This is a genomic window from Adlercreutzia sp. DFI.6.23 (assembly GCF_024462535.1).
Taxonomy (GTDB): domain Bacteria; phylum Actinomycetota; class Coriobacteriia; order Coriobacteriales; family Eggerthellaceae; genus Adlercreutzia; species Adlercreutzia rubneri.
Genome location: NZ_JANGBP010000002.1, coordinates 284,004 through 307,855 on the forward strand (window position 1 = coordinate 284,004; position 23,852 = coordinate 307,855).

20 protein-coding genes and 1 tRNA gene are annotated in these 23,852 nt (G+C 64.6%); 4 read left to right on the top strand and 17 right to left on the bottom strand.

What is annotated here, in order from left to right; translation table 11 throughout:
* Window positions 1-10: 10 nt before the first annotated feature.
* The 15 genes from NE591_RS03010 to NE591_RS03080 form a co-directional block, all read right to left on the bottom strand.
* A complete protein-coding gene (locus NE591_RS03010) occupies window positions 11-1,735 on the bottom strand; it encodes a thiamine pyrophosphate-dependent enzyme (protein ID WP_256156310.1) in 1,725 nt (574 codons plus the stop codon).
* Between the two features lie 45 nt (window positions 1,736-1,780).
* Complete coding sequence (locus tag NE591_RS03015; protein WP_117283997.1) at window positions 1,781-2,224, bottom strand: FHA domain-containing protein; 444 nt, start codon at window positions 2,222-2,224, stop codon at window positions 1,781-1,783.
* A gap of 11 nt (window positions 2,225-2,235) precedes the next feature.
* Complete coding sequence (locus NE591_RS03020) at window positions 2,236-3,750, bottom strand: D-alanyl-D-alanine carboxypeptidase family protein (RefSeq protein ID WP_256156311.1); 1,515 nt, start codon at window positions 3,748-3,750, stop codon at window positions 2,236-2,238.
* The gene (locus NE591_RS03025; RefSeq protein ID WP_022739888.1) at window positions 3,737-4,168 is read right to left on the bottom strand and encodes a hypothetical protein; all 432 of its coding nucleotides are present in this window, start codon (window positions 4,166-4,168) and stop codon (window positions 3,737-3,739) included. The genes NE591_RS03020 and NE591_RS03025 overlap by 14 nt, the downstream gene beginning before the upstream one ends.
* The gene (locus NE591_RS03030; RefSeq protein ID WP_227069518.1) at window positions 4,168-5,475 is read right to left on the bottom strand and encodes a phenylacetate--CoA ligase family protein; all 1,308 of its coding nucleotides are present in this window, start codon (window positions 5,473-5,475) and stop codon (window positions 4,168-4,170) included. The genes NE591_RS03025 and NE591_RS03030 overlap by 1 nt, the downstream gene beginning before the upstream one ends.
* Complete coding sequence (locus NE591_RS03035; RefSeq protein ID WP_157011590.1) at window positions 5,453-7,807, bottom strand: VanW family protein; 2,355 nt, start codon at window positions 7,805-7,807, stop codon at window positions 5,453-5,455. The genes NE591_RS03030 and NE591_RS03035 overlap by 23 nt, the downstream gene beginning before the upstream one ends.
* On the bottom strand, window positions 7,794-8,480 hold the full coding sequence (locus NE591_RS03040) for a CDP-alcohol phosphatidyltransferase family protein (protein ID WP_157011588.1): 687 nt from the start codon (window positions 8,478-8,480) through the stop codon (window positions 7,794-7,796). Before NE591_RS03040 ends, NE591_RS03035 begins: the two co-directional genes overlap by 14 nt.
* A 132-nt stretch (window positions 8,481-8,612) precedes the next feature.
* On the bottom strand, window positions 8,613-8,978 hold the full coding sequence (locus tag NE591_RS03045; protein ID WP_022739884.1) for a 4Fe-4S binding protein: 366 nt from the start codon (window positions 8,976-8,978) through the stop codon (window positions 8,613-8,615).
* A 6-nt stretch (window positions 8,979-8,984) separates the two neighbouring features.
* Window positions 8,985-10,073 carry a nickel-dependent hydrogenase large subunit gene (locus tag NE591_RS03050; RefSeq protein ID WP_114539079.1) on the bottom strand — a complete coding sequence of 363 codons (1,089 nt, stop codon included), beginning with the start codon at window positions 10,071-10,073 and terminating at the stop codon, window positions 8,985-8,987.
* Window position 10,074: 1 nt separating this feature from the next.
* Complete coding sequence (locus NE591_RS03055; RefSeq protein ID WP_157011586.1) at window positions 10,075-10,764, bottom strand: NADH-quinone oxidoreductase subunit C; 690 nt, start codon at window positions 10,762-10,764, stop codon at window positions 10,075-10,077.
* 3 nt (window positions 10,765-10,767) lie between these two features.
* Window positions 10,768-11,211 (bottom strand): NADH-quinone oxidoreductase subunit B family protein, encoded by a 444-nt coding sequence (locus NE591_RS03060; RefSeq protein WP_022739881.1) that lies wholly within the window; start codon window positions 11,209-11,211, stop codon window positions 10,768-10,770.
* A gap of 12 nt (window positions 11,212-11,223) precedes the next feature.
* Window positions 11,224-12,093, bottom strand: coding sequence for a complex I subunit 1 family protein (locus tag NE591_RS03065; protein ID WP_157011584.1), 870 nt, complete (start codon window positions 12,091-12,093; stop codon window positions 11,224-11,226).
* Between the two features lie 15 nt (window positions 12,094-12,108).
* A complete protein-coding gene (locus NE591_RS03070) occupies window positions 12,109-14,043 on the bottom strand; it encodes an NADH-quinone oxidoreductase subunit L (RefSeq protein WP_157011582.1) in 1,935 nt (644 codons plus the stop codon).
* 194 nt (window positions 14,044-14,237) lie between these two features.
* Window positions 14,238-15,521 carry a branched-chain amino acid transport system II carrier protein gene (gene brnQ / locus NE591_RS03075; RefSeq protein WP_256156313.1) on the bottom strand — a complete coding sequence of 428 codons (1,284 nt, stop codon included), beginning with the start codon at window positions 15,519-15,521 and terminating at the stop codon, window positions 14,238-14,240.
* 224 nt (window positions 15,522-15,745) lie between these two features.
* Window positions 15,746-16,186: a hypothetical protein gene (locus NE591_RS03080; protein ID WP_173113058.1), complete on the bottom strand. Its 441-nt coding sequence runs from the start codon at window positions 16,184-16,186 to the stop codon at window positions 15,746-15,748.
* Window positions 16,187-16,566: 380 nt separating this feature from the next.
* Between NE591_RS03080 and NE591_RS03085 the strand changes: the two genes are divergently transcribed.
* From NE591_RS03085 to NE591_RS03095, 3 genes are all read left to right on the top strand, one after another.
* A tRNA-Pro gene (locus tag NE591_RS03085) sits at window positions 16,567-16,643 on the top strand.
* A gap of 523 nt (window positions 16,644-17,166) precedes the next feature.
* Entirely contained in the window at window positions 17,167-18,789 is a 1,623-nt protein-coding gene (locus NE591_RS03090) for an FAD-dependent oxidoreductase (RefSeq protein ID WP_256156314.1), read from the top strand.
* A gap of 281 nt (window positions 18,790-19,070) precedes the next feature.
* Window positions 19,071-20,102, top strand: a complete 1,032-nt coding sequence (locus NE591_RS03095; protein ID WP_256156315.1) for a LuxR family transcriptional regulator — start codon at window positions 19,071-19,073, stop codon at window positions 20,100-20,102.
* A 218-nt stretch (window positions 20,103-20,320) separates the two neighbouring features.
* Here the strand turns inward: NE591_RS03095 and NE591_RS03100 are convergent, their stop codons facing one another.
* The gene (locus NE591_RS03100; RefSeq protein WP_173113064.1) at window positions 20,321-21,646 is read right to left on the bottom strand and encodes a coproporphyrinogen III oxidase family protein; all 1,326 of its coding nucleotides are present in this window, start codon (window positions 21,644-21,646) and stop codon (window positions 20,321-20,323) included.
* A gap of 217 nt (window positions 21,647-21,863) precedes the next feature.
* On the opposite strand from NE591_RS03100, the gene NE591_RS03105 reads away from it, so the two are divergent.
* The gene (locus NE591_RS03105) at window positions 21,864-22,160 is read left to right on the top strand and encodes an FAD-binding protein (protein WP_231699470.1); all 297 of its coding nucleotides are present in this window, start codon (window positions 21,864-21,866) and stop codon (window positions 22,158-22,160) included.
* A gap of 123 nt (window positions 22,161-22,283) precedes the next feature.
* On the opposite strand, the gene NE591_RS03110 is transcribed toward NE591_RS03105, so the two are convergent.
* A complete protein-coding gene (locus NE591_RS03110) occupies window positions 22,284-23,792 on the bottom strand; it encodes a helix-turn-helix transcriptional regulator (RefSeq protein WP_256156316.1) in 1,509 nt (502 codons plus the stop codon).
* Between the last annotated feature and the right edge of the window lie 60 nt (window positions 23,793-23,852).

A 23,852-nucleotide genomic window follows, 5' to 3' on the forward strand; every position in this document is an offset into this window, starting at 1 on the left:
GAACGGCCTCCTATTCCTGGACGATGGCGTCGAAGCGGCAGTACTGGGTGCAGTGGCCGCAGCCGATGCACAGCGCGGGATCGATGAGCGCACGGCCCGTCTCGTCGCGGCCGAGGGCCGGACAGCCCAACGTGACGCAGGCGCCGCAGGCCGTGCAGGAGTCGCTCACGAACAGCGGCGGCTCTACGTGGCGCTCGAGCAGCACGCAGGGCGAGCGGAACACGATGACCGAGATGTCGTCGCTGCCCGTGGCCTCCTTGAGGGCCCGTCGCACGGCGGCGGCATCGTTGGGATCGACCACGCGCACATCCTCGACGCCGAGGGCAGCCACCACGGCCTCGATGTTCAACTCGCGGCTGGGCCGGTTCTGCAGGGTCACGCCGTTGAAGGGGTTGCCCTGGCGCCCCGTCATGGCGGTGGTGCGGTTGTCGAGCACGCACACCGTGCCGGCGCCGCGGTTGTACACCGTGGAGATGAGCGAGCTCAACCCCGAATGGGCGAATGTGGAGTCCCCGATGACGGCGACGATGGGACGATGCTCCGTGCCGGCCAGCGCCAGCTCGAAGCCGTGGGCCATGGAGACCGAGGCCCCCATGTCCACCGTGGTGTCCATGGCCGAAAGCGGCGGCAGGGCGCCCAAGGTATAGCAGCCGATGTCGCCGGTCACGATGGCCCGCATCCTCGAGAGCTCCTTGAACACGAGGCGGTGCGGGCATCCCGGGCACAGCGCCGGGGGGCGTCCCGGCAGATCGGTCGCAGCCGGCGCATGGGGCGGCTGCTCAAGGCCGAAGGCCGCGCGCACGAGCCCCGGCGACAGCTCGCCGGCCCGCGGCAGGGGGCACGGCGTCTCGCTCACCGGCACCCCGCAGGCCCGCACGGCGTCTTTGAGGTAATCCGAGCCCTCCTCCACGACGTACACGGCTTCGACGGAGTCGGCGAAATCGCGCAGCGCGGCCGCGGGAAAGGGCCAGGTGACCCCGAGTTTGAAGATGCGCGCGTCCGGGAGCGCCTCGGCCACGTGCTGGTAGGCCGCGCCGGCGCAGACGATGCCGATGGCGCCCTTCCCTTCCCTCACCTCGTTGTAGGGGCAGGTTTCCACCCACTGGCGCAGCCTATCGATGCGATCCAGCTGCACGAGGCGGCGAGGCTTGGCGAAAGCGGGCATCATGACCCACTTCGCCGGATTCTTCTCATAGGACCTCGCCGGCGCCTCGGCGCGCTCCCCCGCCTCGACGGGCGTCTTCGTGTGGGAGATGCGCACGCTGGAGCGGATGATCACCGGCACGTCGAAACGCTCGGAGATATCGTACGCCTCGCGGGTGAAGCGCAAAGCCTCGGCGGAGTCGGCCGGATCGAGGCACGGGATGGCTGCGGCCTGAGCGTAGTAGTGCGAGTCCTGCTCGTTCTGGGAGGAGTACATGCCCGGGTCGTCGGCTGCCAAGATGACCATGCCGCCGCCCACGCCGGTGTAGGCGGCCGTGAACAGCGGGTCGGCCGCCACGTTCACGCCCACGTGCTTCATGGTGGCGAGCACCCGCGCGCCGGCGGCCGAGGCCCCGATGCCCACTTCCACGGCCACCTTCTCGTTCACGCACCACTCGGCGTAGACGCCCTCCTTCTTGGCGAAGGCCTCCAGCGTCTCCGTCGACGGCGTGCCCGGGTAGGCCACGCCGATGGTGCAGCCCGCCTCCCAGGCTCCCTGGGCGATGGCCTCGTTGCCGCTCATCAACTCCATATGTCTCTTCCTCTCCCTTCGGCGCCCGCCGTCGCGTGCGCGGCCCTAATTCTCCTCGTACTGCATGCAGAAGGTGCCGATCTGAATGAAGTCGCCCGGACGCAGCGCACGGGCCTCCACGGAATCGTTGTTCACCCACACGCCGTTGAACGAGTTGGCGTCGCGGATGACGTAGCAGCCGTTCTCCTGCTCGATGGTGGCGTGCATGCGCGAGACGGTCATGTCGTTCAGGAAGATCGTGCACTGGGGACTGCGGCCGATGGTGACGGGCTCGCCTGTGAGCACGAAGCTGATGCCCACTTGCGGACCCCGCACGACGTTGAGCGTCGCACGGGCCGGGGCGCTCTCCTCAACGGTTGTGGCCGGCGTCTCGCTCATGACGAGCGGCTGCATGGCCTGCGTGGCGCCGAGCAGCTTGAATCCGCAGGTGGGACACACGGTGTCGTTCGGTGAAATCTCGTGGGAACAAACGGGGCAGCGCTCGCTCATGGCCCACCTCCTTACTCGTTGGCGGCGTCTGCGGCACCCGCGCCCGCGCCGCTTGGGGCACCGTCGGCGGGAGCGTCGTCTGAGACGCCTGCGGCGATGGCCGCAACGGACTGATGATCCTCGCGAGAGGATGACTTGCTGTAGATGAGGGGCGTCTCGTTGACGACCTCGGTCGGCGCCGGGGCGTCGTTGCCCCACAGCCGGTTCCACCAGATGCCGATGCCCTCGAGAAAACCGGGGGCCGGCGAATCCTCGCAGGCGATGAGGTCCTGGGAGGCGACAAGTTCGTTGCCCTGGTAGAAGTTGGCGACGCCCACGACATCCCCCGCGGCAACCGAACCGGTCAGCTCCTCGGCGACGATCTCCTGGCTCACATTGCCCTCGGGCGCGAACACCTCGACGGCGGCCGAGGGATCGGCGAAGGTGGCCGCCACCGTGCGGTCCGGCCACGCGCTGTGGGACACGCGGGCGATGAGCGGCACCTCGGCACCGCCGTCAGCTGCAGAGGCCACGGTCTCGGGGCTGTGGGCCAGCGCATAGCTCACGCGGTTGTCGTAGACCCAGTTGAACAGCGTCTCGGTGTCCTGGAAGCGCGCGTCCTCGGAGGGCGAGCCCAGCACGATGGCGTACAGAAGGCCGTCGCCGCGATCGCACGCGCCGGCGAAGGAGTTGCCCGCCGCCTCGGTGTAGCCGGTCTTGATGCCGCAGGCGCCCTCGTAGGTGCCGAGCAGACGATCGGTGGATTGAAGGTCGATGACCTGGGGCTTGCCGTCGGCGCGCGTGACGGTGATCTGGGCGGACTCCTTCGACACGATGGAGCGGAACGTCTCGTTTCCCATGGCGTAGGCGCTCATGAGGGCGACATCGCGGGCGCAGCTGTACATTTCGTTGTCGTAGGCGCCGATGTCGAGCCCATGGGGGTTGGAGAACAGCGTCTCGGTCATCCCGAGCTCGGCGGCCTTGGCGTTCATGGCCGCCACGAAGGCCTCGTTGGCGGTCTGCGAATCGTCGGTCTTCATCCCCTCGCCCAACGTCTCGGCGATGGCGATGGCGGCGTCGTTGCCCGAGGGGATCATGAGCCCCGCGAGCGCCGCCTCAAGGGTGAGCGTGTCGCCCGCCCACAGGCTCGCCGACGACTCGCCCACCGAGGCGGCCTCCTGGCTCACCGTCACCGTGCTGTCCAGGGGCACGCCGGAGTCCAGCGCGACGATGGCGGTCATGATCTTGGTGATGGAGGCGATGTGCGACCGCTCGAGGGCGCCCCGCGAGAAGAGCACCGTGCCCTCGTCGTCCATAACCAGCGCGAAGGTCGCCGTGACGTTCGGACAGGCAACCGCCGGCAGCCCGCGCGCCTCGACGGAGGCGCCCAGGATCTCGTCGGTGCCGCGCACGTCGGCGAAGGCCCGGGCCGGCGCGCCCAAAGGCAGCGCCAGCAGCAGAGCCAAAGCGAAGCCGAGCGCCCGCCTTGACAGACGGGCGCCGCTTTGGTGCGCACTGCCGTTTTCGATGGGGCTAAGCAGGGTCAACGCAGTAAACCTCTTCCGGAGCCAGAACGGCGAAGCCCGCCTCGGCGAGAACCGCCTCGGCACCGTCGCCCTCGATCTTCAGCACGTCGACGGCCTTGCCGTCAGCGGTGCAGAAGCAGTAGCCGTACTCGATGTTCATCGAGGCCCCTTGGCAGAATCCGAGAAGATCGGCCAAAGTGCCGGGAGCATCCTCGACGGACACGGCGATGACCGGCGTGAGCGAGGCGCGGAAGCCCGCCTGCCCCAGCACCTCCACCGCGCGTTTCGGTGTGTCACAGAAGATGCGGACGATGCCGAAATCGGCGGTGTCGGCGATGAACAGGGCCTTCATGTTGATGTCGGCATCGGCCAACGTGCGGCAGGCCGCGGCGAGCCGCCCCTTCTCGTTGGCGAGAAAAACGGTGAGCTGCGAAATCATTACTGGTTCTCCCCTCTCAGGTCGATGACGCGCTTGGCCTTGCCCTCGGAGCGCGCGATGGTCTTGGGCTCCACGAACTTGATGTCGACGGCCACCTGCAAGTTGCTCTTGAGGGCCGCGGCCAGGCGGTTGCGCAGATCCTCCAGACGGCGCACCTCGTCGATCGGGAAGTCGGGCTCAGTTTCCACCTGCAGCTCCACGTGGTCGAGCGGGCCGTTCATGGTGAGGATGATCTGATACTGGGTGGCGATCTCCGGGAACTCGGTGATGACCTGCTCGATCTGGGACGGGAACACGTTCACGCCGCGGATGATGAGCATGTCGTCGGTGCGGCCCAGAAGGCGCCCGATCTTGCGATGGGTGCGCCCACACGCGCACGGCTCGGCGTTGATGGTGGTGACGTCGCGGGTGCGGTAGCGGATCATCGGCGAGCACTCGCGGGTCAGCGTCGTGATGACGAGCTCGCCCACTTCGCCGTCAGGAAGGACTTCCAGCGTCTCGGGGTCGATGATCTCGCAGTAGAACTGGTCCTCGGCGATGTGCAGGCCGCCGCGCTCGGCGCATTCCATGGCCACGCCCGGGCCCATGATCTCGGAGAGGCCGTACACATCGCAGTACTGGATGCCCAGCTTGTCGGCGATCTCCTGGCGCATGTTCTCCGAGCAGGGCTCGGCGCCGAAGATACCGCCGGAGATTTGGAACTCGGTGGCCGGGTCATAGCCCATCTCGATGGCCGTGTCGGCAATGAGCAGGGCGTAGGAGGGGGTGCAGGCCAGGATATCGGTCTTGCAGTCCTTGAGCATCTGCACCTGGCGCTTGGTGTTGCCCGACGAGGTGGGGATGACGGTGCAGCCCATGGCCTCGCCGCCGGCATGCGCCCCCAGACCGCCCGTGAACAGGCCGTAGCCGTAGGACACCTGGATGGTGGAATTCTCGTCACCGCCCACCATGGCGATGCCGCGGGCGAAGCAGTCGCCCCAGTTCGCGAGGTCGTTGGCGGTATGCCCCACCACCGTCGCCTGGCCCGTAGTGCCCGAGGAGGCGTGGATGCGGGCCACGTCGGCGTTCTCGCGGGCGAACATGCCGAAGGGGTAGTTGTCGCGCATGTCCTGCTTCACCACGAAGGGGAACTTGGCGATGTCCTCGAGGCTCTCAAGGTCGTCGGGGGTCACGCCCGCCGCATCGAAGCGCTCGCGGTACAGCGGCACGTTCTCGTAGGCGTTGCGCAACGACTCCCGCATGCGCTCGAGCTGCAGTTCGCGCAGCTCCTCGCGGGGCATCGTCTCAATCTCCGGTTGAAAGTACACTGGCTTCCTCCTTGTCCGTAGCTTCCTTATCGGCATCTTCTCTCTCGCGTGTCGGCGTATTCGGCCCCACGACGGTCACCTCGTCGATGGGAGCGTAGTTGGAGGTGAAATCCTCCTCGTGAAGCACGTTGCCCGCGCGGTCGCGGACGGTGCGGTGCACAGTCACGCTGCGCCCGTCGGCCCCGGCGGTCTTGACATAGCGCGTGCCTTCAGGCTCGCTCTCGTCGACTTTGGTGCGCTTCTTGAAGGGCTCTCCGGTCTCCCAGTCGCCGGTCTGCGTGGAGACCACGTAGCCCGGATCGATACCGTACAGTGTAACGGTTAGGCTGGAATCGGTGTAGCGCGAGCGCATCAAAACATCCGAAGTGCCGTCATTGACCCATGTGAGGTCGAGGTCGGGGTACGCGATGGCAGCGTCGCGGCCCGTGGGGTAGCTGGAGATGTAGAGCGAGTGGTTGCGCCGCTCGGTCACGGGATAGCCCGCCTCGTAGACCGCATTGAACACCGTGGTGGCCACCTGGCAGATACCGCCGCCGATGGCGTCGTCGTACTCGCCGTTGATGATGGCGTGCGCCGCCTGGAAGCCCGCCTCCTCGTTCGCCTCGCCCACCGTGTCGTTGAACGACCACTCCCCTCCGTCGGCCCGGGCGATGGAATTGTTCAGCAAGTCGGCCGCCGTATGGATGTTGTGACGTCGATTGGCCGTAGCGGGGCTGTCGTTGTACTCGGTCGTGAACGAGGAGATCGGGGCGATAAGGCCCATCTCAAGCGCTTCGTCGAAGGTAGTCCGGGACGGAGCCTCGCCCCATTGGATGGCGATGGAAGGGGTGTCGGAGCCGGCCGCCTCACTGCCGAACAGGGCGCTTTGGGCCTGCGCTGCCGCATCGGCGGTATGGGGATAGCGCGAGCCCTCGCGGGCGCTGACCCACACCTCGCCGCCATCGACGTCGAACGACACCGTGGCCGCCGAGGTGTAGCCCGCGTCGCGAATGAGCCCGAGCAGCCCCGAGGCCGCCTCGGTCTCGTCAAGGTAGGGAACCAGGGCGAAGCCCTCCTCCCGCTCTTCCACCCGGGTGCGCACCCACGCGCCCAGATCCGCCGCCCCCAGCGGCCACTCGGTCTGCTCGAAGGAGAAGGTGCAGCCCCGATCGAGGGCCGCCTGGACCTCGTCGGCGACCCGAGCGGCCTCATCGGCGCCGATGCGCACGTCCGCCTCATCGGGCGTCGCCACGATGACGACCTTGCCGGGTGCCTCGCCGAGAAAGCCCTCGGAGAGCTGACGGGCCACCGAGGCGCGGTCGACGGCCTTGCCGCCGTGGCCCTCCGTGACCGACACCGCGCCCGCCTCGATGGCGATGCCGTAATCGAGGCGCGGCTCGCCGGCAGATTCATCGATGGAGGAGCACAGCGCCTCCAAGGCCTCCTCGTCGAAGGAAAGGGCGACGTCGACGGAAACGCCGTTGCGCGCCGCCTCCATACGCTCCGCAAGACCGCCGTCTCGGCCCACGGCGAAGGCGCGGGAGACCAGCTCGCTCACGGAAAGCCTCGCGCCCAGCGTGCCGCTCTCGGCGACCCACACCTGCTTGTTGGCCCGGGCCTCCTCTAAAGAGAGCTGCTCGGCCTGGGCGTCCTGTTCGGCAAGCTCGCTTTCCACATCAAGGGTGTCGCGGGCCTCCTCGCTGGCGAAGATAAGCGCCCGGCCATCGGCAACGCGAGGCTCGTAGAAGGAGCTCACGGCGCGACGGGCCTCCTCCTCGGTCATGCCGGAGACATCCACCGCGCCCACCGACACGCCATCGTAGATGCGGGAGCCGTTGACCGCGCCGTCGATGGCCCAGGCGCCGCCGACGAGCGCTAAAAGCGCCAGCACTGCCGCCAGGGCAATGCGGGGCCCGAGGGAACGGCGCTTGGCGGCAGGACGGCTCGCAATTCCGGCACGGCCCGCACTCGCGCCTCGCGGGGCGCCGAAGTTGCGCGGAGCCTTGGCCTGCGAAACCGTGGCGCGAGAACGATTCGACGGAGATGCGGCACGGCGCGCCGTCGTCGCGCCGCCAGCGCGCTTCGCCGTCGCGCCGGCGGCCGCGCCACCGCTGTGCGGGGTTACTGCCTTCGAAGAGCTCTTCGGTCTTGTTGCGGCCCGCGCCGACGGACGAGATGCGGATGAGGAGGGTCGAGCAGAGGAAGACTGCGCTGTTGCGGAAGAGGACGATCGAACGGTGCCCTTCGGACGAGAAACGCGGTTCGAAGGCATGACGATGCGCCGCTCGGCCCGCGCCCGCGCACGGCGCTCCTCGCTGCTCGGACGCTCGTCGGAGGGCCTACGCGTCGCCATGGGCGCTCGAACTTTCCGAAGCGGCCTCCTTGCGGTGTCTCAGCTCGGCGGCCAGGGCGCGCGCCGCCGCCACGGTGTAGTAGATAGTGACGCCAAGAGACAGGATGAGCCCCGCGTAGATGAACCAGATGCCCCAGGAGACGGCCTCGCCGTTGAACCCGGGCAACCAGGAGATGTCGCACCAGCCCAAACCGGGGATGAGCGGCGCGTTCAAGAGAAGCCCGGCAAAGCCGATAAACAGAAACGTCGTGGCGAACTTCCCCGGATAGACGACGGGCACGCGGATGCGGTAGCGCGACAGAAGCCACGCGCCCCCGATGAGCAGGTAGGCGTCGCGCAGCACCACGACGACGATCACCCACAGGGGAATGCGGCCGACGAGGAACACGCCGAGGACGCCGGTGATCATGAGGATGCGATCCACCGCCGGATCGAGGATCTGCCCCAACTTCGATACCGTATGGGTGCGCCGGGCCAGCTGTCCGTCGATGAAGTCGCTGGCGGCAGCAGCGGCAAAGACAAGCGTGGCAGCCAGGTTGAAGCCGGAGAGCAGCAGCCACAGGTACACGGGCACGAGGCACAGGCGCACGAAGGAGACGACGTTGGCCGCCGTGAAGATCTCGCTTGTCACCTGCTCGGGGATCTCTTCCCCATCTCGCTGCCCTTCGACCATGAGGCGTCCTGCTCCTTCCCTACAAAAACCGGACCCTCGACGAGGGTCCGGCGCACGTGCCGATAACGGCATATTTTAGCAGAGCGGCAAGCCCTTCTCAGACTCACCACGAAACTTAACGAGCGGTTAAGCTTACGATTCCGTCACCGCCGCCTTCGGGTCGGGGACATGCACCACGCGGCAGGATTTCGCGGTGGCGATGGGCGTGTAGGCGGGATCCATGGTCAGGCAGTGCTTGGGGCAGACGCGCACGCAGGTACCGCACTGCACGCAGCGGAACGGATCGATGGCCCAGGTGCGCTCCTTCTTCTCCACCGCGATGGCGTCGGCCGGGCAGCTCTTGGCGCAGATGCCGCACAGAATGCACGCACTCGCATCGTTTTCGATATGCCCTTTGAGCCCCGCCGGGGCCGGTTTCTGCTCGAAGGGGTACAGCACGGTCTCGGGCTTCTTGAACAGAGAGCCGAAGGTCATGCCGCCCAGTTTGAAGCTTCCCATATCCGCCTACCTTTCCGTGCAGCTGATGCAGGGGTCGATGGTCAGGATGATCATGTTGACGTCGGCCAAGTCGCACCCTTTCAGGGCCACGGTCATACCGGCGAGGTTCTGCGAGGTGGGCGTGCGCATGCGCATGCGCTCCAGGTTCTTCGAGCCGTTGCCGCGGGCGTAGTAGTAGCACTCGCCGCGGGGCTGCTCCAGCACGTTGGACGCCTGGGCGCCGTCGGCGGGCGCGCCCTTCACCGCCACCTCGATGTCGCCGGCGGGGATCTTCGCGCCGAGCTCCTTGATGATCTCGATGGACTGGAGCACCTCCAGACAGCGCACCTTCACGCGGGCGTAGCAGTCGCCCTCGGTGGCCGTGATGGGAGCGAAGTCCGCCAGATCGCCGTAGGCGCCGCGCCCGAAGGAGCGCACGTCGTAGGGCAGGTTGGAAGCGCGGGCGAAAGGCCCCACCATGGAAAGCGCCGCCGCGTCCTCGGTAGTGATGTGGCCCACGCCCACGGTGCGGTTCTTCACCGAGGTGTCCGTGAGCAGCGTGTTCATGATCTGCGTGTACTCGCCCTTGATACCGTCGAGCACCGAGACGATCTCGGCCATCTGGCTCGCGTCGATGTCGCGCACCACGCCGCCCACCTTCACCACGGACAGGATGACCCGTCCCCCGGTGGTCTTCTCGAACAGGTCGAGCACGCGCTCGCGCAAACGCCAGCAGTGCATGAACATCGACTCGAAGCCGAAGGCGTCGGCGGCAAGGCCCAGCCACAAAAGATGCGAGTGGATACGGGACAGCTCGTGCCAGATGACGCGCAAATACTCGGCGCGCTTGGGCACCTCCACGCCCATGAGTGACTCGACGGTCTCGGCATAGCCGAGGGAGTGTCCCATGGCGCAGATGCCGCAGATGCGCTCGGCAATGTAGATGAACTGGTTGTAGTCGCGGGTTTCCACGAGCTTCTCCAGGCCGCGGTGCACGAACCCGATCTGCGGGAGCACGTCCACGACGGTCTCGTCCTGCACCACCAGATCGAGGTGCAAAGGCTCCGGGAGCACCGGATGCTGGGGCCCGAAGGGAATGACGGTTGCCTTGCTCATGCTACTCCCCCTTCCCTTCCGCGGCCTTTCGGGCCTTCGCTTCCATAGCGGCGCGCACCTTCGCGACCTTCTCCGGATCCAGACCCGCTATCTTGGCCTCGATCTCCTCTTCCGTGGGGCCAGCGGGCGCCGGGGCGGCAGCCGCGGCCTTCTTGGCCTTGGCCTCCATGGCCGCCCTCACTTTCGCGGCCTTCTCAGGGTCGAGCCCGGCGATCTTCGCCTGGATCTCCTTCTCGGTGGGGCCGGTTGGCGCCTCGGCCGGCGCGGCCGCCTTCGCCTCCTTGGCGGCCTTGGCCGCGGCGATCTTCTTCGCCTTCTCGCGCGCCGCCAGCTGCTCGGGGCTCACCACGGTCATGGGGGCCTTCTCCGCCAGCTGGTAGAACATGCCGCCGAAGTCGATGGCAATGTCGCTGATGGCCACGTCGAACAGGTCGTGGATCTCGTTCTCGCAGACGAAGGCCTCCAGGTACAGATCGGTGATGGAGGGCACCACGTCCGTCTGCTTCACGCCGCTCACGTTGAAGTTGGCGAGATGCCCGTCCTTCATGTAGGAGTAGACGAGATCGATGCCCTCCTCGGTGTTGACGGCGAGAATCTGCACGTAGCGCCAGCCCTCGGCATGGCGCGCGGCCGCCAAGTCGTGCACGCCGGCCAGCGGCAGCTCCTCGAAGGTCTGCTCAAAGGTCGTCATTTCTCACGCTCCCTTCTTGGCAGCGGCCAGGGCCGCCGACTTCTCGTCGAGCTTCGCCACGCCGGCCACCACGGCGTCGATGATCTGCTCCGGGCGCACGGCGCAGCCCGGGGCGTACACATCGACGGGGATGGCCTTGTCCACGCCGCCGATGACGTTGTAGCAGTCGTGGAAGACCCCGCCGGTGCAGGCGCAGATGCCGCAGGCCACGACCACCTTGGGCTCGAGCATCTGGTCGTAGATCTCGCGGACGACGCCGATGTTCTGCTCGTTCACGCTGCCGGTGACGAGGAAGATGTCGGCGTGCTTGGGATTGCCCGTGTTCACCACGCCGAACCGCTCGCCGTCGAAGCCGGGGCACAGCGTCGCTAAGACCTCGATGTCGCAGCCGTTGCAGCTGGAGCCGTCGTAGTGGATGACCCAGGGCGATTTCGATGCGAATGCCATGTGCCTACCTCCTTACAGAAACGCGAGGAACGCGACGTTCACGCCGCCGGCGATAAGGGCCACGAGCCACGCCGACTTGAACATGAACTGCCACTTCACACGCGCGAAGTTGTTGTCGATCCAGATCTCCAGGAAGTACACCAGAAGCACGATGACGATGGCGACCAGAACGGAGACGGGGTTCGCCCACAGGAAGAACATGCCGATCCAGCCGAGGAAGAGCACGTTCTCGCACCAGTGCATGATCTCCACCATGCCGAGCGTAGGCCCGCTCATCTCGGTGGTCATGCCGCGCACGATCTCCTGGTGGGCGTGATGCGACATGGACAGGTCGAAGGGCGACTTGCGCAGCTTGATGGTGAGGATGAAGAGGACGCCCAAGAACACGAGCCAAATGGTGCAGATGATCGGGTGGTTGAGCTGGAACACCTCGGCCACGTCGAAGGAGCCTGCGGCCTGGAAGAAGGCCACGGCCATGAGCAGCACCATGGGCTCGTAGCTCATCACCTGCAGCGTCTCGCGAGCCGCGCCCACCTCGGCGTAGGGGCTGCGCGTGGAGTAGGCGGCCATGATGAAGAACAGGCTCGACAGCGTGATGACGAACACGCACAGAAGCAGGTTGCCGCCGGAGTAGAAGATGCCGCCGGCGATGAGCGCGAACAGCAGCGCGCAGGCCACGTAGACGCCTTCCACGGAGTTGACGGAGACGCGCTCCTTCTCGAAGAGCTTGCGCACGTCGTAGTAGGGCTGCAGAAGCGGCGGCCCCACGCGGCCCTGCATGCGGGCCGAGATGATGCGGTCGAGACCGGCCAGGAGGCACCCGATGACGGGGCCTGCCACGGCGAACAGGAGGGTGCCGATGAGTGTCGTAAGCAAAGTCATGAGATCACACCCTTCCTAAAAGCCCATCGGGCCCGCGATGATGGCGACGACGAACGCGGCGGCCATGATGAGCGTGTTGAACGCCACGCCGACCGGCGCGATGCGGGCCTCGCCGAACACGGATTCCATGTACCAGTTGCGCGTCGTGGCCTCAGTGGTGCCCGACAGCGAGTTCTGGAAGGCGCGGGAGTCGTTGTCGCGGCTGATGCCGGCCAGATAGACGTTCGCCCGACGCGATTTCTGCTTGGTTCCAAGGCCGGCGAACAGCACGGCCACCACGATAACGGTGCAGATGGAGGCGAGCCACAGGTTGTCCGTGGCGATGTCCTGGCCGAGCATGCCGTAGACGCTGGCCACGTAGGGCTCGACGAGGGTGCCGGAGATGAGCGGCAGGAACACGCAGGCCAGCACGAGCAGGCAGGCCATAAGAAGCAGCGCCGCCCATTCTGTCGGCTTCACCGTGATCTCCACGTTCTCCGGCTCGCCGGCGATGCCGGAGAGCTTGCCGAGCCACTTGGCCCAGAACATGAACGTGGCGGCGCTGCCGAAGGCCAGGATGATGATGAGGGCGACCTGGCGGGTGTCCACGAAGGACACGAGCGTGGCCCACTTGGCGAGCAGCATGCCGAAGGGCGCGATGAACATGCACATGATGCCGAGCATCATGAAGCGGGCCAGGCGCGGCATGCGGTCGAACAGAAGGTCCATGGACTCGATGTCGCGGCTGCCGATGTGGTGCTCGGCGGTGCCGACGCACAGGAACAGGAGCGACTTCGCGATGGCATGGAACAGGATGAGGAAGCACGCGGCCCACACCGCCTCGGCGGTGCCCACGCCGGCGCAGGCCGTGATGAGGCCCAAGTTGGCGATGGTGGAATAGGCCAGCACGCGCTTGGCGTTGGACTGCGAGATGGCCATGAACGAGCACAGCGCGAAGGTGATGCCGCCCACGAGCATGACCATGACCGCCGGCGCCGGCGACACGTGGAGCACGGGCGCCAGCTTCACCAGCAGAAAGACGCCGGCCTTCACCATGGTGGAGGAGTGCAACAGCGCCGAGGTGGGCGTGGGGGCCACCATGGCGCCCAGAAGCCAGGTCTGGAACGGCATCTGCGCCGCCTTGGTGATGCCCGCGAAGGCCAGCGCGGTGACGGCCAAGGTGGTCAGGGCCGGGTTGTTCTGGCCGATGACGAGGAACTCGTAGAACGAGAAAGTTCCCACCGTGAGCGCGCAGCACCACAGCGCCACCAGAAAGCCAATGCCGCCGGCCAGGTTCATGATGATCTGGCGGAAGGCGTTCGCAATGGCCTCCTCGGTGCGGGTGTAGCCGATGAGGAGGAACGAGCAGAGCGTTGTCACTTCCCAGCCGGTGAACATCCACTCCATATTGTTGGAGAACACGATGACGTACATGGCGGAGAGGAACACGAACATCAGCGCGAAGAACATCGGGCGGCGATCCGGCGCCCCTTCAGGCTCGTGGGCCTGGAAATCCTCCATGTAACCCAGAGCGTAGATGCAGATACCGCTTCCCACCACGCCGACGATGAAGGTCATCAGAAGCGAGAGCGAGTCGAAGTACAGGCCGTAGGGCACCTCGATGCCGTGGGAGAACATGAACTCCAGGATGAGCGTGCCGACTACCTGCACGCCCGCGAGCACGGCGGCCCACAGGTTCTTGTAGCGCACGGCGAACCACACGATGACCGCCGCGATGGCCACGGAGATGCCCGTGCAGATAAAGTCGATGGCCATGCTCTCAAACGCGAAGAGCGTGCAGCTCGCCCCCAGGTTCACGACCACGAGAACGACCGACGCCAGCGCGATGGCAACGCCCGACACGCAGACGATGACGCGGCGCGGCCCCTCCTGCCGCACGAACAAGAGCGCGGCGGCCACAATGAGGGGGAACACGATAAGGAAGCCCATCAGTCCGAAACTGAACTCCATTCAGGATCCTCCTAACCTAATATATCGGCCTTTCCGCAGCCTCATATTTTCTGCGGTTAGGCGAGATCCCTCGGATCTTGCCCCCTACCATAGCAAAGGAGGCGCAGGTAATCGCGCCTCCTTCCCCCGACTCATGAGCAATACTCGGTAAAAGGGTCATCGTAATTATGCATTTGATCAATTTTTGCGAGAACTCATCCGCTCGCGGCCGAATCGAACCGTCGGCCCAGAAGGGCGCCGGCCGCGCCGCCGACCAGCGACGGCAAGAGCCACGCGAAACCGTAAGCGTACAAAGGCGCCGCCTCGACGAAAGCGAAGGCCCCGGTGAGATCGTGCACCGTGAGGAGGAGGCTCGCTGCCACGGCGGCGAGCGCCGCGCCCTTGAACACCCAGGTGCCCTGCAGGTGCTTGCGAAACAGCAAGAGCACCACCGTCGTCATGAACGGCGGGCAGACCACCGAGAGAATCGGGCTCGCCAGGGCGATGATGTTCGTAAGTCCGAGATTGCAGATGAGCAATGCCGCCACGACCACAATGATAAGGGCCGCCCGATAGCTCACCCGGCGCATGGTGACGCGCTCGACGTAATCGGCCGTGGCGCCGCACAGCCCGATGGCCGTGGTGAGGCAGGCCAGGCCCACGACGACGCCCAGCACCGCCACGCCGGCCTCCCCCATGAGCTTCCACACGATCATGGTGATGAGCTCGGCCTGGCTGACCGTGTGCGGCACGACGCTGGCGGACGTGGCGCCCAAGTAGGTGAGACCGCCGTAGATGACGGCGAGCAGCACGCAGGCCACGAGGCTCGCCCGGGCCGTAACGCGCATCTGATCGCGCTTCTCGCCGTAGCCGGCCGCCCGCACCGATTCCTGCACGAGGATGGAGAACCCGACGACCGCGAGGATGTCCATAGTCTGATAGCCCGCGAGCACGCCGTCGGCGACGACGGTGTCCGTCTCGGGAGAGCCCACAGGTCCCAGCGGGTTCACGATGCCGGCGATGACCATGACCACGATGCCGGCCACGAGAAGCGGCGTGAGCACCTTGCCCACCACATCGATGATGCGCGTGGGCTTAAGCGTCAGCAAGAGCACCACGGCGAAGAACGCGACGGAGAACGGCAAGAGCCCGATAGCATCGCCGAACCAGGGCGCGATGGCCATCTCGAAGGTGGTGGCGGCGCAGCGCGGCGGGGCGATGAGCATGCCCACGCACAGAATGGCGGCGGTGTTCAGCGCCAGGCCGGCCTTCTTGCCCAGGGCATTTTGGATTGAGAGGATGGAGCCCCCCGCGTTGTTGATGGCGAAGACGCCCACGCAGGAGACCACCACGTCGAAGAACACGAAGCATGCCAGGCCGAGCGGCCAGAGCGTGCCCGACTCCATGCCGAGGTACGGCGGGAAGATGAGATTGCCGGCGCCGAAGAACATGGCGAACAGCGCCAAACCGACGACCAGCGCGTCTCTGTTCACGGGCACCTCCCCTCTCTCGTCGTCGACGCGGACGTTTTCGCATCTATTGTCGATGAATGGAGGGGTCATGATGACGTATCGGCAGCGCAGTTACCCGCCCAATGCCGAAGCGGCACGAAATCGTCACGGACGATGGAAAGTGCCTGGATTTTTCCCGGAACGCGTCTCTGGGCAACCGTGAGCCGAGGCAACGAAAAGCCACGCCGATCCGAGATCACCCAGCAGCAGGGCTATCGGATGGCGTCGCGCGCCGCCTCGGAAAGCGCGATAACGAGAGCGCCCTTTTTGACGCCCTCAAGCAAGGTCGACATGTCCAACTCGCCAAAGAAGGCCTCACGCTGCGCATCGGCGTCCTCCCCCTCGCCGTCAGCCAGCACGATGACATCGGCACCGGCGATAAGCTGGGCCGCAACGTCGGCCGTCTCGCGCTGGAGCACGCGCAGCTCCCCCACCGGAAGATCGGCCTTCACCAGCGCCGTGGCCAGATCCATGGCGAGGTTCTCGGTATAGGTGTCGTTATCCGGCTCGGCCGCGATCATGAGCAGCCGCGGGTTCTCGGGCCAGCGCCCGCGCACGGCCTCGGCAAGACCCGAGTCCTCCCGCAACGTGGCGAACCGGTACATCCCGCGAATCTCGTAATCCATGGGCTCGGGTGCGACGATAACTTCCATGGGAACCTCCTCGTTGCATTTTCCCGGCTCTGTCGCCGGATCCTGCTTGTTTGGGCATAGCCTACCACGACAGCAAAACCCGAGTTATCGAGTCTTCCTATGAGAGTATCGGCGCTTCCCCGCCTCGGAAGCTTAATGCGGCGGGGATCAGGAGTCCTATAACCTTAAGAACGGATACTTAATTCGGGCTTGTCACTAAACTGGCATCGAAGCTTTTCCGTACGCACTAATATGCACACTCTCGGGATGCTGGGATTATCGCCGGTGGCTTTGTCGAACAAAAGAGAGGCGAAGAACCGTTCGGAAAATTTCCTCTTGCAAAGGCGTTGCGGTCGGGTTATCATAGCAAAGCTGTTTGAGTGAGAGCTCAAAAGCACCAACGGGTTGTGGCGCAGTTTGGTAGCGCACTTGACTGGGGGTCAAGGGGCCGCAGGTTCAAATCCTGTCAACCCGACCAGAACTTAGAGAGCCGGCATAATGCCGGCTCTTTTACTACGAGCGCGTATTTAGAGCTAACGGGCAAGTCAGTCAGGAATTAGATCAGAGTTTCGAGCAATGCGAAGGAATTAGTTAAGGGTTTCGGACATCACGAGAGAAATAGTCGGGAATTTCGAGCAGCAAATCGACCCATTGCAGGCAATTTGCTTCGAAACACACCCGAAACTCCCAACTACTTCCGATCTCGCAACATCACTCTGCTCGAAACTTCCAACTATTTCCAAAATCTTGCGAGTTATTTGATTCGCTATGTCACCGTTCAGGACGACCCATCTTCCCAGGTCACGCTCTGGGTTATGCCTTGGGTTAGGCATTTAACCCAATTTCGTCGATCGGCCCGATGCGCGGTTTTGCGAACCGGGCCATGATGCAACCCGTCAGCAGCGCTCGGCAATCGGACAGAGCCGAAGAGGACGGTTCCACCAGCCGAGCGCGAAGGGAGCGCGGTTCGAAGAAGCCGCCCGTCGTTCAGGAGGGTCATCATGGAAGTCACCCGTCGCGATTTATTCAAGTTCACCGGACTGGCCGCCGCCGGAGTCGTGGGAGCGAGCGCCCTTGCGGGCTGCGCCCCGAAAACCGCCGCGGAGACGGCCACGCTCGCGGATACCGGCTCTGCCGATGCCGGGCTGCCCGCCTTCCTGCAAGCTCCCGAGCCCATTACCGACTTCGCAGACACCCGCGAGTACGACGTCGTTGTCGTAGGTGCCGGCGAGTCGGGCCTGTCCGCGGCCCATTCCGCCGTAGCCGCCGGCGCCAAGGTGGCCTGCGTTCAGAACATCGGAACCGCCCAGACGACGGGCAACATGGGCGCCTCGGTGGACACCACCAAGACCGACGAGGCCGGCATCCAGGCCTGCGTCGCCTTCCTCATGGAGAAAAATGCCTACCGCTCGAACCGCAAGCTGCTGGAAGCGTGGGCCCGCAACTCCTACGAGGCCGTTACCTGGTGGGCGGACACGGCGGCCGAGGGCGGCGCCGAGTCGAAGCCCTACGATTCCGAGCGCGAGTACAACGGCTACACCTACTACTTGCACGCGAACACCTACAACCACTTGGAAGGCGCCCACAACGACGCGGCCCTGGCCGTCTGCGATGCGGTAGCCGCCGAGGGCGTGGAGTTCTTCTTCAACTCCCCGACCGTGCAGCTGTACAAGGAGGGGGAGCGCGTGGCCGGCGTGATCTGCGAGACCGAGGAGGGCAACGTGCTCTTCAAGGCCGCCAAAGGCGTCATCCTCGCCTCCGGCGACTGCTCCGGCAACCAGGAAATGCGCGATTACTACTGTCCCGACCTGCGAGGCTTCAAGACCATGAGCCCCTTCCGCGACGGCATGGGCATGATGGCCGGCATCTGGGCCGGGGCGCAGATGACGCCGGTGAACCACTCGAAGATGGTTCACGGCGGCGGTGCGCTGACCCGTCTGGAGCTGCCCTTCCTGAACCTGGACATCCACGGAGAGCGCTTCATGAATGAAGTTCTGTCCTTCGCCTACCTGAACAACCTCATGCGCGGGTACCTCGAGGAGTACGATTTCCAGAACCCCATGGCGGCGAAGCTCTTCACCATCATGCCGGCGAACTGGGTCGAGATTGGCGAGCAGTGGGCCGCAGCCCATCCCAACGAGGTGAAGTTCGGCGTGGGCAACATGAAGATTCCCTCGGAGGATCAGTTCGTCAAGGGCGAGACCTTCGCCGAGTTGGCGGCCAACATCAACGCCTACATGGAAGCCGAGGAGTGGCACATCGACCCCATCGACGAGCAGACCATCGTCGCATCCATCGAGGCCTACAACGAGCTGTGCGCGACCGGGGCCGATGGGAAGTTCGGCAAGCGCGCCGACTATCTGGTTCCCATCGAGCAGGGGCCGTTCTTCGCGGTGCCCCGCGGCGCGAACTCCGTGCCGGCCGTACTCGGCGGACTCACGGTGAACGAGAACCAGCAGTGCCTCGGCGCCGAGGGTGCGCCTATCGAGGGCCTGTTCGCCGTAGGCAACGCCTCGGGCCAGTTCTATGGCGGCGTGGATTATCCCATGGACGTCGAGGGCCTCTCCATCGGGCGCGCCATCACCTCCGGCTACGTCACCGGACGCTACGTGGCAGCCCTGTAGCTCTGATAACCCTCCCCCACCTGTCGCCCCGCCGGCCTCCCTCCCTGCCGGCGGGGCGGTGGCGCATGGGGGAAGGCCCTGTTTCCCGACGAACCGGGGCGCAATGAACGCAACCCGCTATAATGGCCCCATGGAAAAGACACCCGCACTGCGCGAGAAGCGCCGCCTCGACAATCTGGAGCAGATGATCCCCTATCTGTTCGCCTTGGGCTGCGCCCGGACGTGGATGACGCTCACCTTCGCGGCGCCGTGGGCGGGGCTGGCCGTCCCCTTCGATCCCCATGTCCTGTTCGACTACTTGTACGCGGGCTTCGGCATCGCCGCCACCCTGCTCGCCCGCCTCCCGCTTCATCGCCGTGCCGCTCGTCTACCTCTGCCAGGGACTTTCAGGCGATCGCTTCGCCGTCGTGCTCGTGCTCCTGCCGCTTGTCGCCGTGGGCAGCCTCGCCCTCGCGTTCCGAGCGCTGCCCGAGCGGGAGACGACGCCGCGGGCCTACCCCAAGTTCTCGTTCCCCGTAAAGCCGCTCGCAGTGCTGTGCATCTACGCCTTCGCCTACGGGCTGCGCTCAGCCCAGCTGCCCGCCGGCGCCGGGGTGCACTCGTCGCTGTCGACCGCCATTGTCATGGGCGCGTTCTTCATTGTCGTGTACTTCTTCTCGGACCGCTTCTCGGTGAGCGCCCTGTTCCGCTCGCCGCTTCTGCTCATGGTATGCGGGCTCCTGCTCATTCCCGCCGAGGGCATCCTCGGCACCACGGCGGCGGGCTACCTCATCTCCATGGGCATGTCCCTCATGTCGCTGCTCATCGCCCTTCTGTTCTACGACCTGTCCAAGCGCATGGGCATCGCCATCATCGCACTCACGGGCGTTGTACGCGTGAACTCGCTGTTCACGCTGTGGGGCGGCAACGTGGCCGAGCTCTTAGGCGCCTTGGGCCTCGCTCCGACGACCCAGAACATCGCCATCACCGTGGCCGTGGTCATGCTGGTGCTGGCGAGCACGCTCATGCTGCTGTCGGAGAAGGACCTGGCCAGCCGCTGGGGCATCCGGCTTCTGGAGACCGATAATCTCGCCAAGGAGAGCCTGCGGGCCGAGCGCATCGCCGAGCGCTGCGACGCCGTGTCCGCATCGTGCCACTTGAGCCCCCGGGAAGACGAGATCTGCCGCCTCATCGCGAGCGGCAAGACCAACCAGCAGATCGAGCGGGAGCTGTTCATCGCCTCCGGCACGCTGAAGGCCCACATCCAGCACATCTACGTGAAGTGCGGCGTGCACTCCCGCAAGGAGCTCATCGCCCTGTGCGGCGGCGAATGATGTGTGCCCCTTGGAGAGTATTTACGCCAGAAATGGACAAAATTGCGTCCAGTGAGCTGAGAAGAGGTCTTTCGCGACCCAAACTGAGCAACATCTTAACGTCTTGCGCATAAAATGAAAGCAACAAGCCGCCATACGGCGCACATCCGAACTCCAGAGAACTCACTCGACGTCATTTTGTCCACCTTCGTTAAAAGTGCCCTCCGCCGTGCGCTGCGCTACTTCTCCGTGCCGTCGCCGAACAGGAGGTCGCGCTCGTCGCCGGGGAGCTTGGCGCGGGCCTGCTCGCGCAGGTTGTTCAGACCGGCGAGGTACTGGCGGTACAGCACCACGGTGAGGTAGCGGCCGGCCGGGGTGAGGGTCAGCTCGTCGGCGTTGTCGGTGGCAAACGCGCCATTGGCCCGCATGAAGGCCATCTCAACGGGCAGCCCGCGCTCCACGGACACGCCGAAATCGCGCTCGAATTCGTGCTTGTCGAAGCGCAGGCTGTACAGCTGCAGCAAAAACTTGTAGCGCATGAGGTCACGGCGTGGCAGATCGGTCTTGCCGAGCAGCGGCGTCGCGCCGGCGCGCACCAGCTCGCCGTACTCTTCCAGATTAAACGTGTTCACGAACAGGTTGTCACCCAGATGCGTGATGGAGCCGGAGCCTATGCCCACGCACTCCTCATAGGACACGGCGTACTCGTCCACTTCCAAATGCTGTTTGCGCTCGTGATTCTCGTCGAGACGGTTGAACGTCCACAACGTGCGCCGCTCGAAGAAGGGGTTCTCTCCCCCGGCCAGAATCTCGTCCAAGATATGATAGAAGCGCCGCTCCTTGTCATAGTCCATCTTTCCCAGCACTTGCTCCATTTTGCGCGTGGTGGCATGGGACTGGTACAGCGGCGAGAACGTCGTCTGATGGCAGCCGCACAGCGCGATCTTCTCGCAGTCGGAAATGAGAATGTCCTCGGTCTGCGTGGGGAAGTTGAAGATCATGTCCACGTTCAGCGACTCGAAGTACGGGGCCGCCTGGCCGATGCGCTCGAAGATCTCTTCCCCGCTCCCGTACTTCTCGTAGCGGTCCATCTGACGCAGAAGCCCGTCGTCGAAGGACTGCACGCCCACCGACAGGCGCTGGATGCGGCCCTTGAGCTTATCCAGATACTCCGGGATGAGATGGTTCGGGTTCGTCTCCGAGTTGACCTCCTTCACGTGGAAGAGGTCGCGGGCCAAATCAATGGTCTCGCACAGCTCGTCGATGTCCACCGTCGGCGTGCCGCCGCCCACATACACGCTCTCGAAGTCGTAGCCCTGATCGGCGAGCATCCGCATCTCCTGGCGCAGGGCCTGGAAGTAGTCGTGAGCGCGCTGCTCCCGGTAGGGAAAGCGGTTGAAGGAGCAGTAGGGGCACAGCCGCTCGCAGAAGGGAACGTGCACGTAGAGGGTGTAGGGGCGCCCCTCCTCGGGGTCGGGAAGCGCGCCTTCGGGCACGGGGTGCAGCGTCAGGGTCTTGTCGGTCATGGCGCGGACGACGGTGGTGAGCATGCGCTCTGAGAGCATCGATACCTCCTGGGTCTATTCAAGCGTAAGGAGGATTTTAGCACTCCCACCGGGACAATAACCGACCTTTGTCCTAAGGGTATGCGGAACGCACAAACTCGCGATGCAACCGCGCGAGATCGTAATTTCGGCCGACCGTTTCCTGCGCGCGCATCCTCAGGCCTTCTGCTGACTCCACGGCCCGTTCCTCTTTGTAAACGACAACGGCGAGCGCTTCATGTGCGAGGACACCGACTACTACAAGAAGCCCGTGTTCCTCACGCCTGTGAAGCAAGGCCCCTTCTACGCCCTGAAGGTCGGTCCGGCGCTGCTCGCCGTCTGCGGTGGCCTGAAGTGCAACAACGACTTCCAGTGCCTCGATGAGAACGGCGAGGTCATCGAGGGCCTCTACGTGCTCGGCAACATCATGGGCGACATCACCGCGGTGGACTACCCCATCAACGTCGCCGGCAACTCCCACGGCCGCTGTATCACCTTCGGTTATCTGCTCGGCCACGAGCTCGCCGAGGCCTAAGCGCCCGCGCGCGAAACCGCTTACTCCGCTGCGGCCTCCCCTCCCTGCGGCTGCGGCATTCCAGCTAGAAAGGCTCTCTTTCGGGAGCCTTTCTTCATGCCCGCTAATTGGAGAGGCGTTCTCTTACTCTTTTCCTTCGGCCATTTTCTCGACAATACTCATAAGCTCCTGCTTTGTGTGAACGCCCGTCTTGGAGTAGATGCGCTTGATATGGGCCCAAACGGTGTTTTCCGACAAGACGAGGTCTTCCGCGATGTAGCGAGCAGAACGTCCACGGGCCAGATAGCCCAGAATCTCCCTCTCGCGCCGCGTGAGTCCGCTCGCAGCAGCGATGCCTTCAACCCCTCCTTCGAACGCATTGTCGATCGAGTTCGAATCGCTCGCGTTCGCCTCTCCCTCCGAAACCTCATCAGGCATCGGCGTATCAGCCGGATGCGTGCAGTCGGTCACGCTATCTTCCTCCGAATCGCTCGTACGCGGCCCCAGCTGCCTGCGCGCTTTGCTGATACCGAACACCAGCACCCCGGCCAATGGGTAAATGGCGGCAAAGGCAAGCAAAGTGAGCAACGAAAGCCCGTAATCGACGCTCAGCGACCGGAGAATGCTGCCGACGCCTAAACCCGTCAGAAGCGAAAGCGCCGAACCTCCCAAGTAGGCAGCCGAGAGGATGTAGGTCGAAAGGTCAAGACGTCGCGCGCTGTCAACGATGTATAGCAAAAACACCATGCTGCAAGCATCGTAACAGGCAATCATGACGAGGCCCACCAGACCTCCAAGGCCATCGCCGAGAAATGGCAGAAGCGACAAAATCAAGAGAAGCAGAGGCAAGCAGGCATTGTAGACCGACGCCGGATGCGGGCTCCTAAGAGCGATGAGCGCCAAAAGCAGCGTGACCAGAGTTGCAGCCGCGAGGGGTATCCACATATCCACGTCGCCAACCAAATGTTCCGATTGGGAGCCAAGCACGGCGGTATGCAGGATGCCAACGACCCCGACGAGCGCGAAAACGCAAAGGTAGGCCAAGGTAAGGTCGCGTCGTTCCGGCGGAACAGCAGGCATAGACGTCCGATGTTCGGGAAAACTCATGGTGCGCTTCTTGCGGGACAACAACCACGACGAGAGGCCCACCGATAAAATGGGCAGCGTACAGGACCAAAAGCGCCCGAAGGCCACAAGGAGAGGGCTTGCTATGCATTGGACGACAAGGGCACCGACAATTTGCACCGTCGATGAAGCAGTATCTTCCTCGGCGGCGAAGACGTCGAGCCAAACAGCATTGAGGATGGTCGACGAGTAGCCACACAGCGCACCACAGAGAGCGGCAGCAAAGCCATCGGGGGACCTAGAAAGCAAATCGCCGGCGCTGAGAAGAAACCCGGACGAGAGAGATATAACGGCGGGATACTGGCGCAGGGCGCCCGATAAGAGACGACGAGAGCGCACCATCAAAACGAGAGCAGAGGCCGTAAGAAGGGAAGAGACGAGCATAGGCACCATGAAGTTGAGCTCAGAGACAAAGCCGACAGTGGAGAACACCGATCCCATCGCCGTCATATAGGCAGCGCCAAGCGATGCCTTGCAAAAGCCGAAGCCAAAGATACCCAATGCCATTTTTGTCAGCCCATCGGCCATCCGCACCCTCCTTTCGCAATCTGCTCTATTTTACTGCTCGGGGCAGACCCTCCTTAGCCT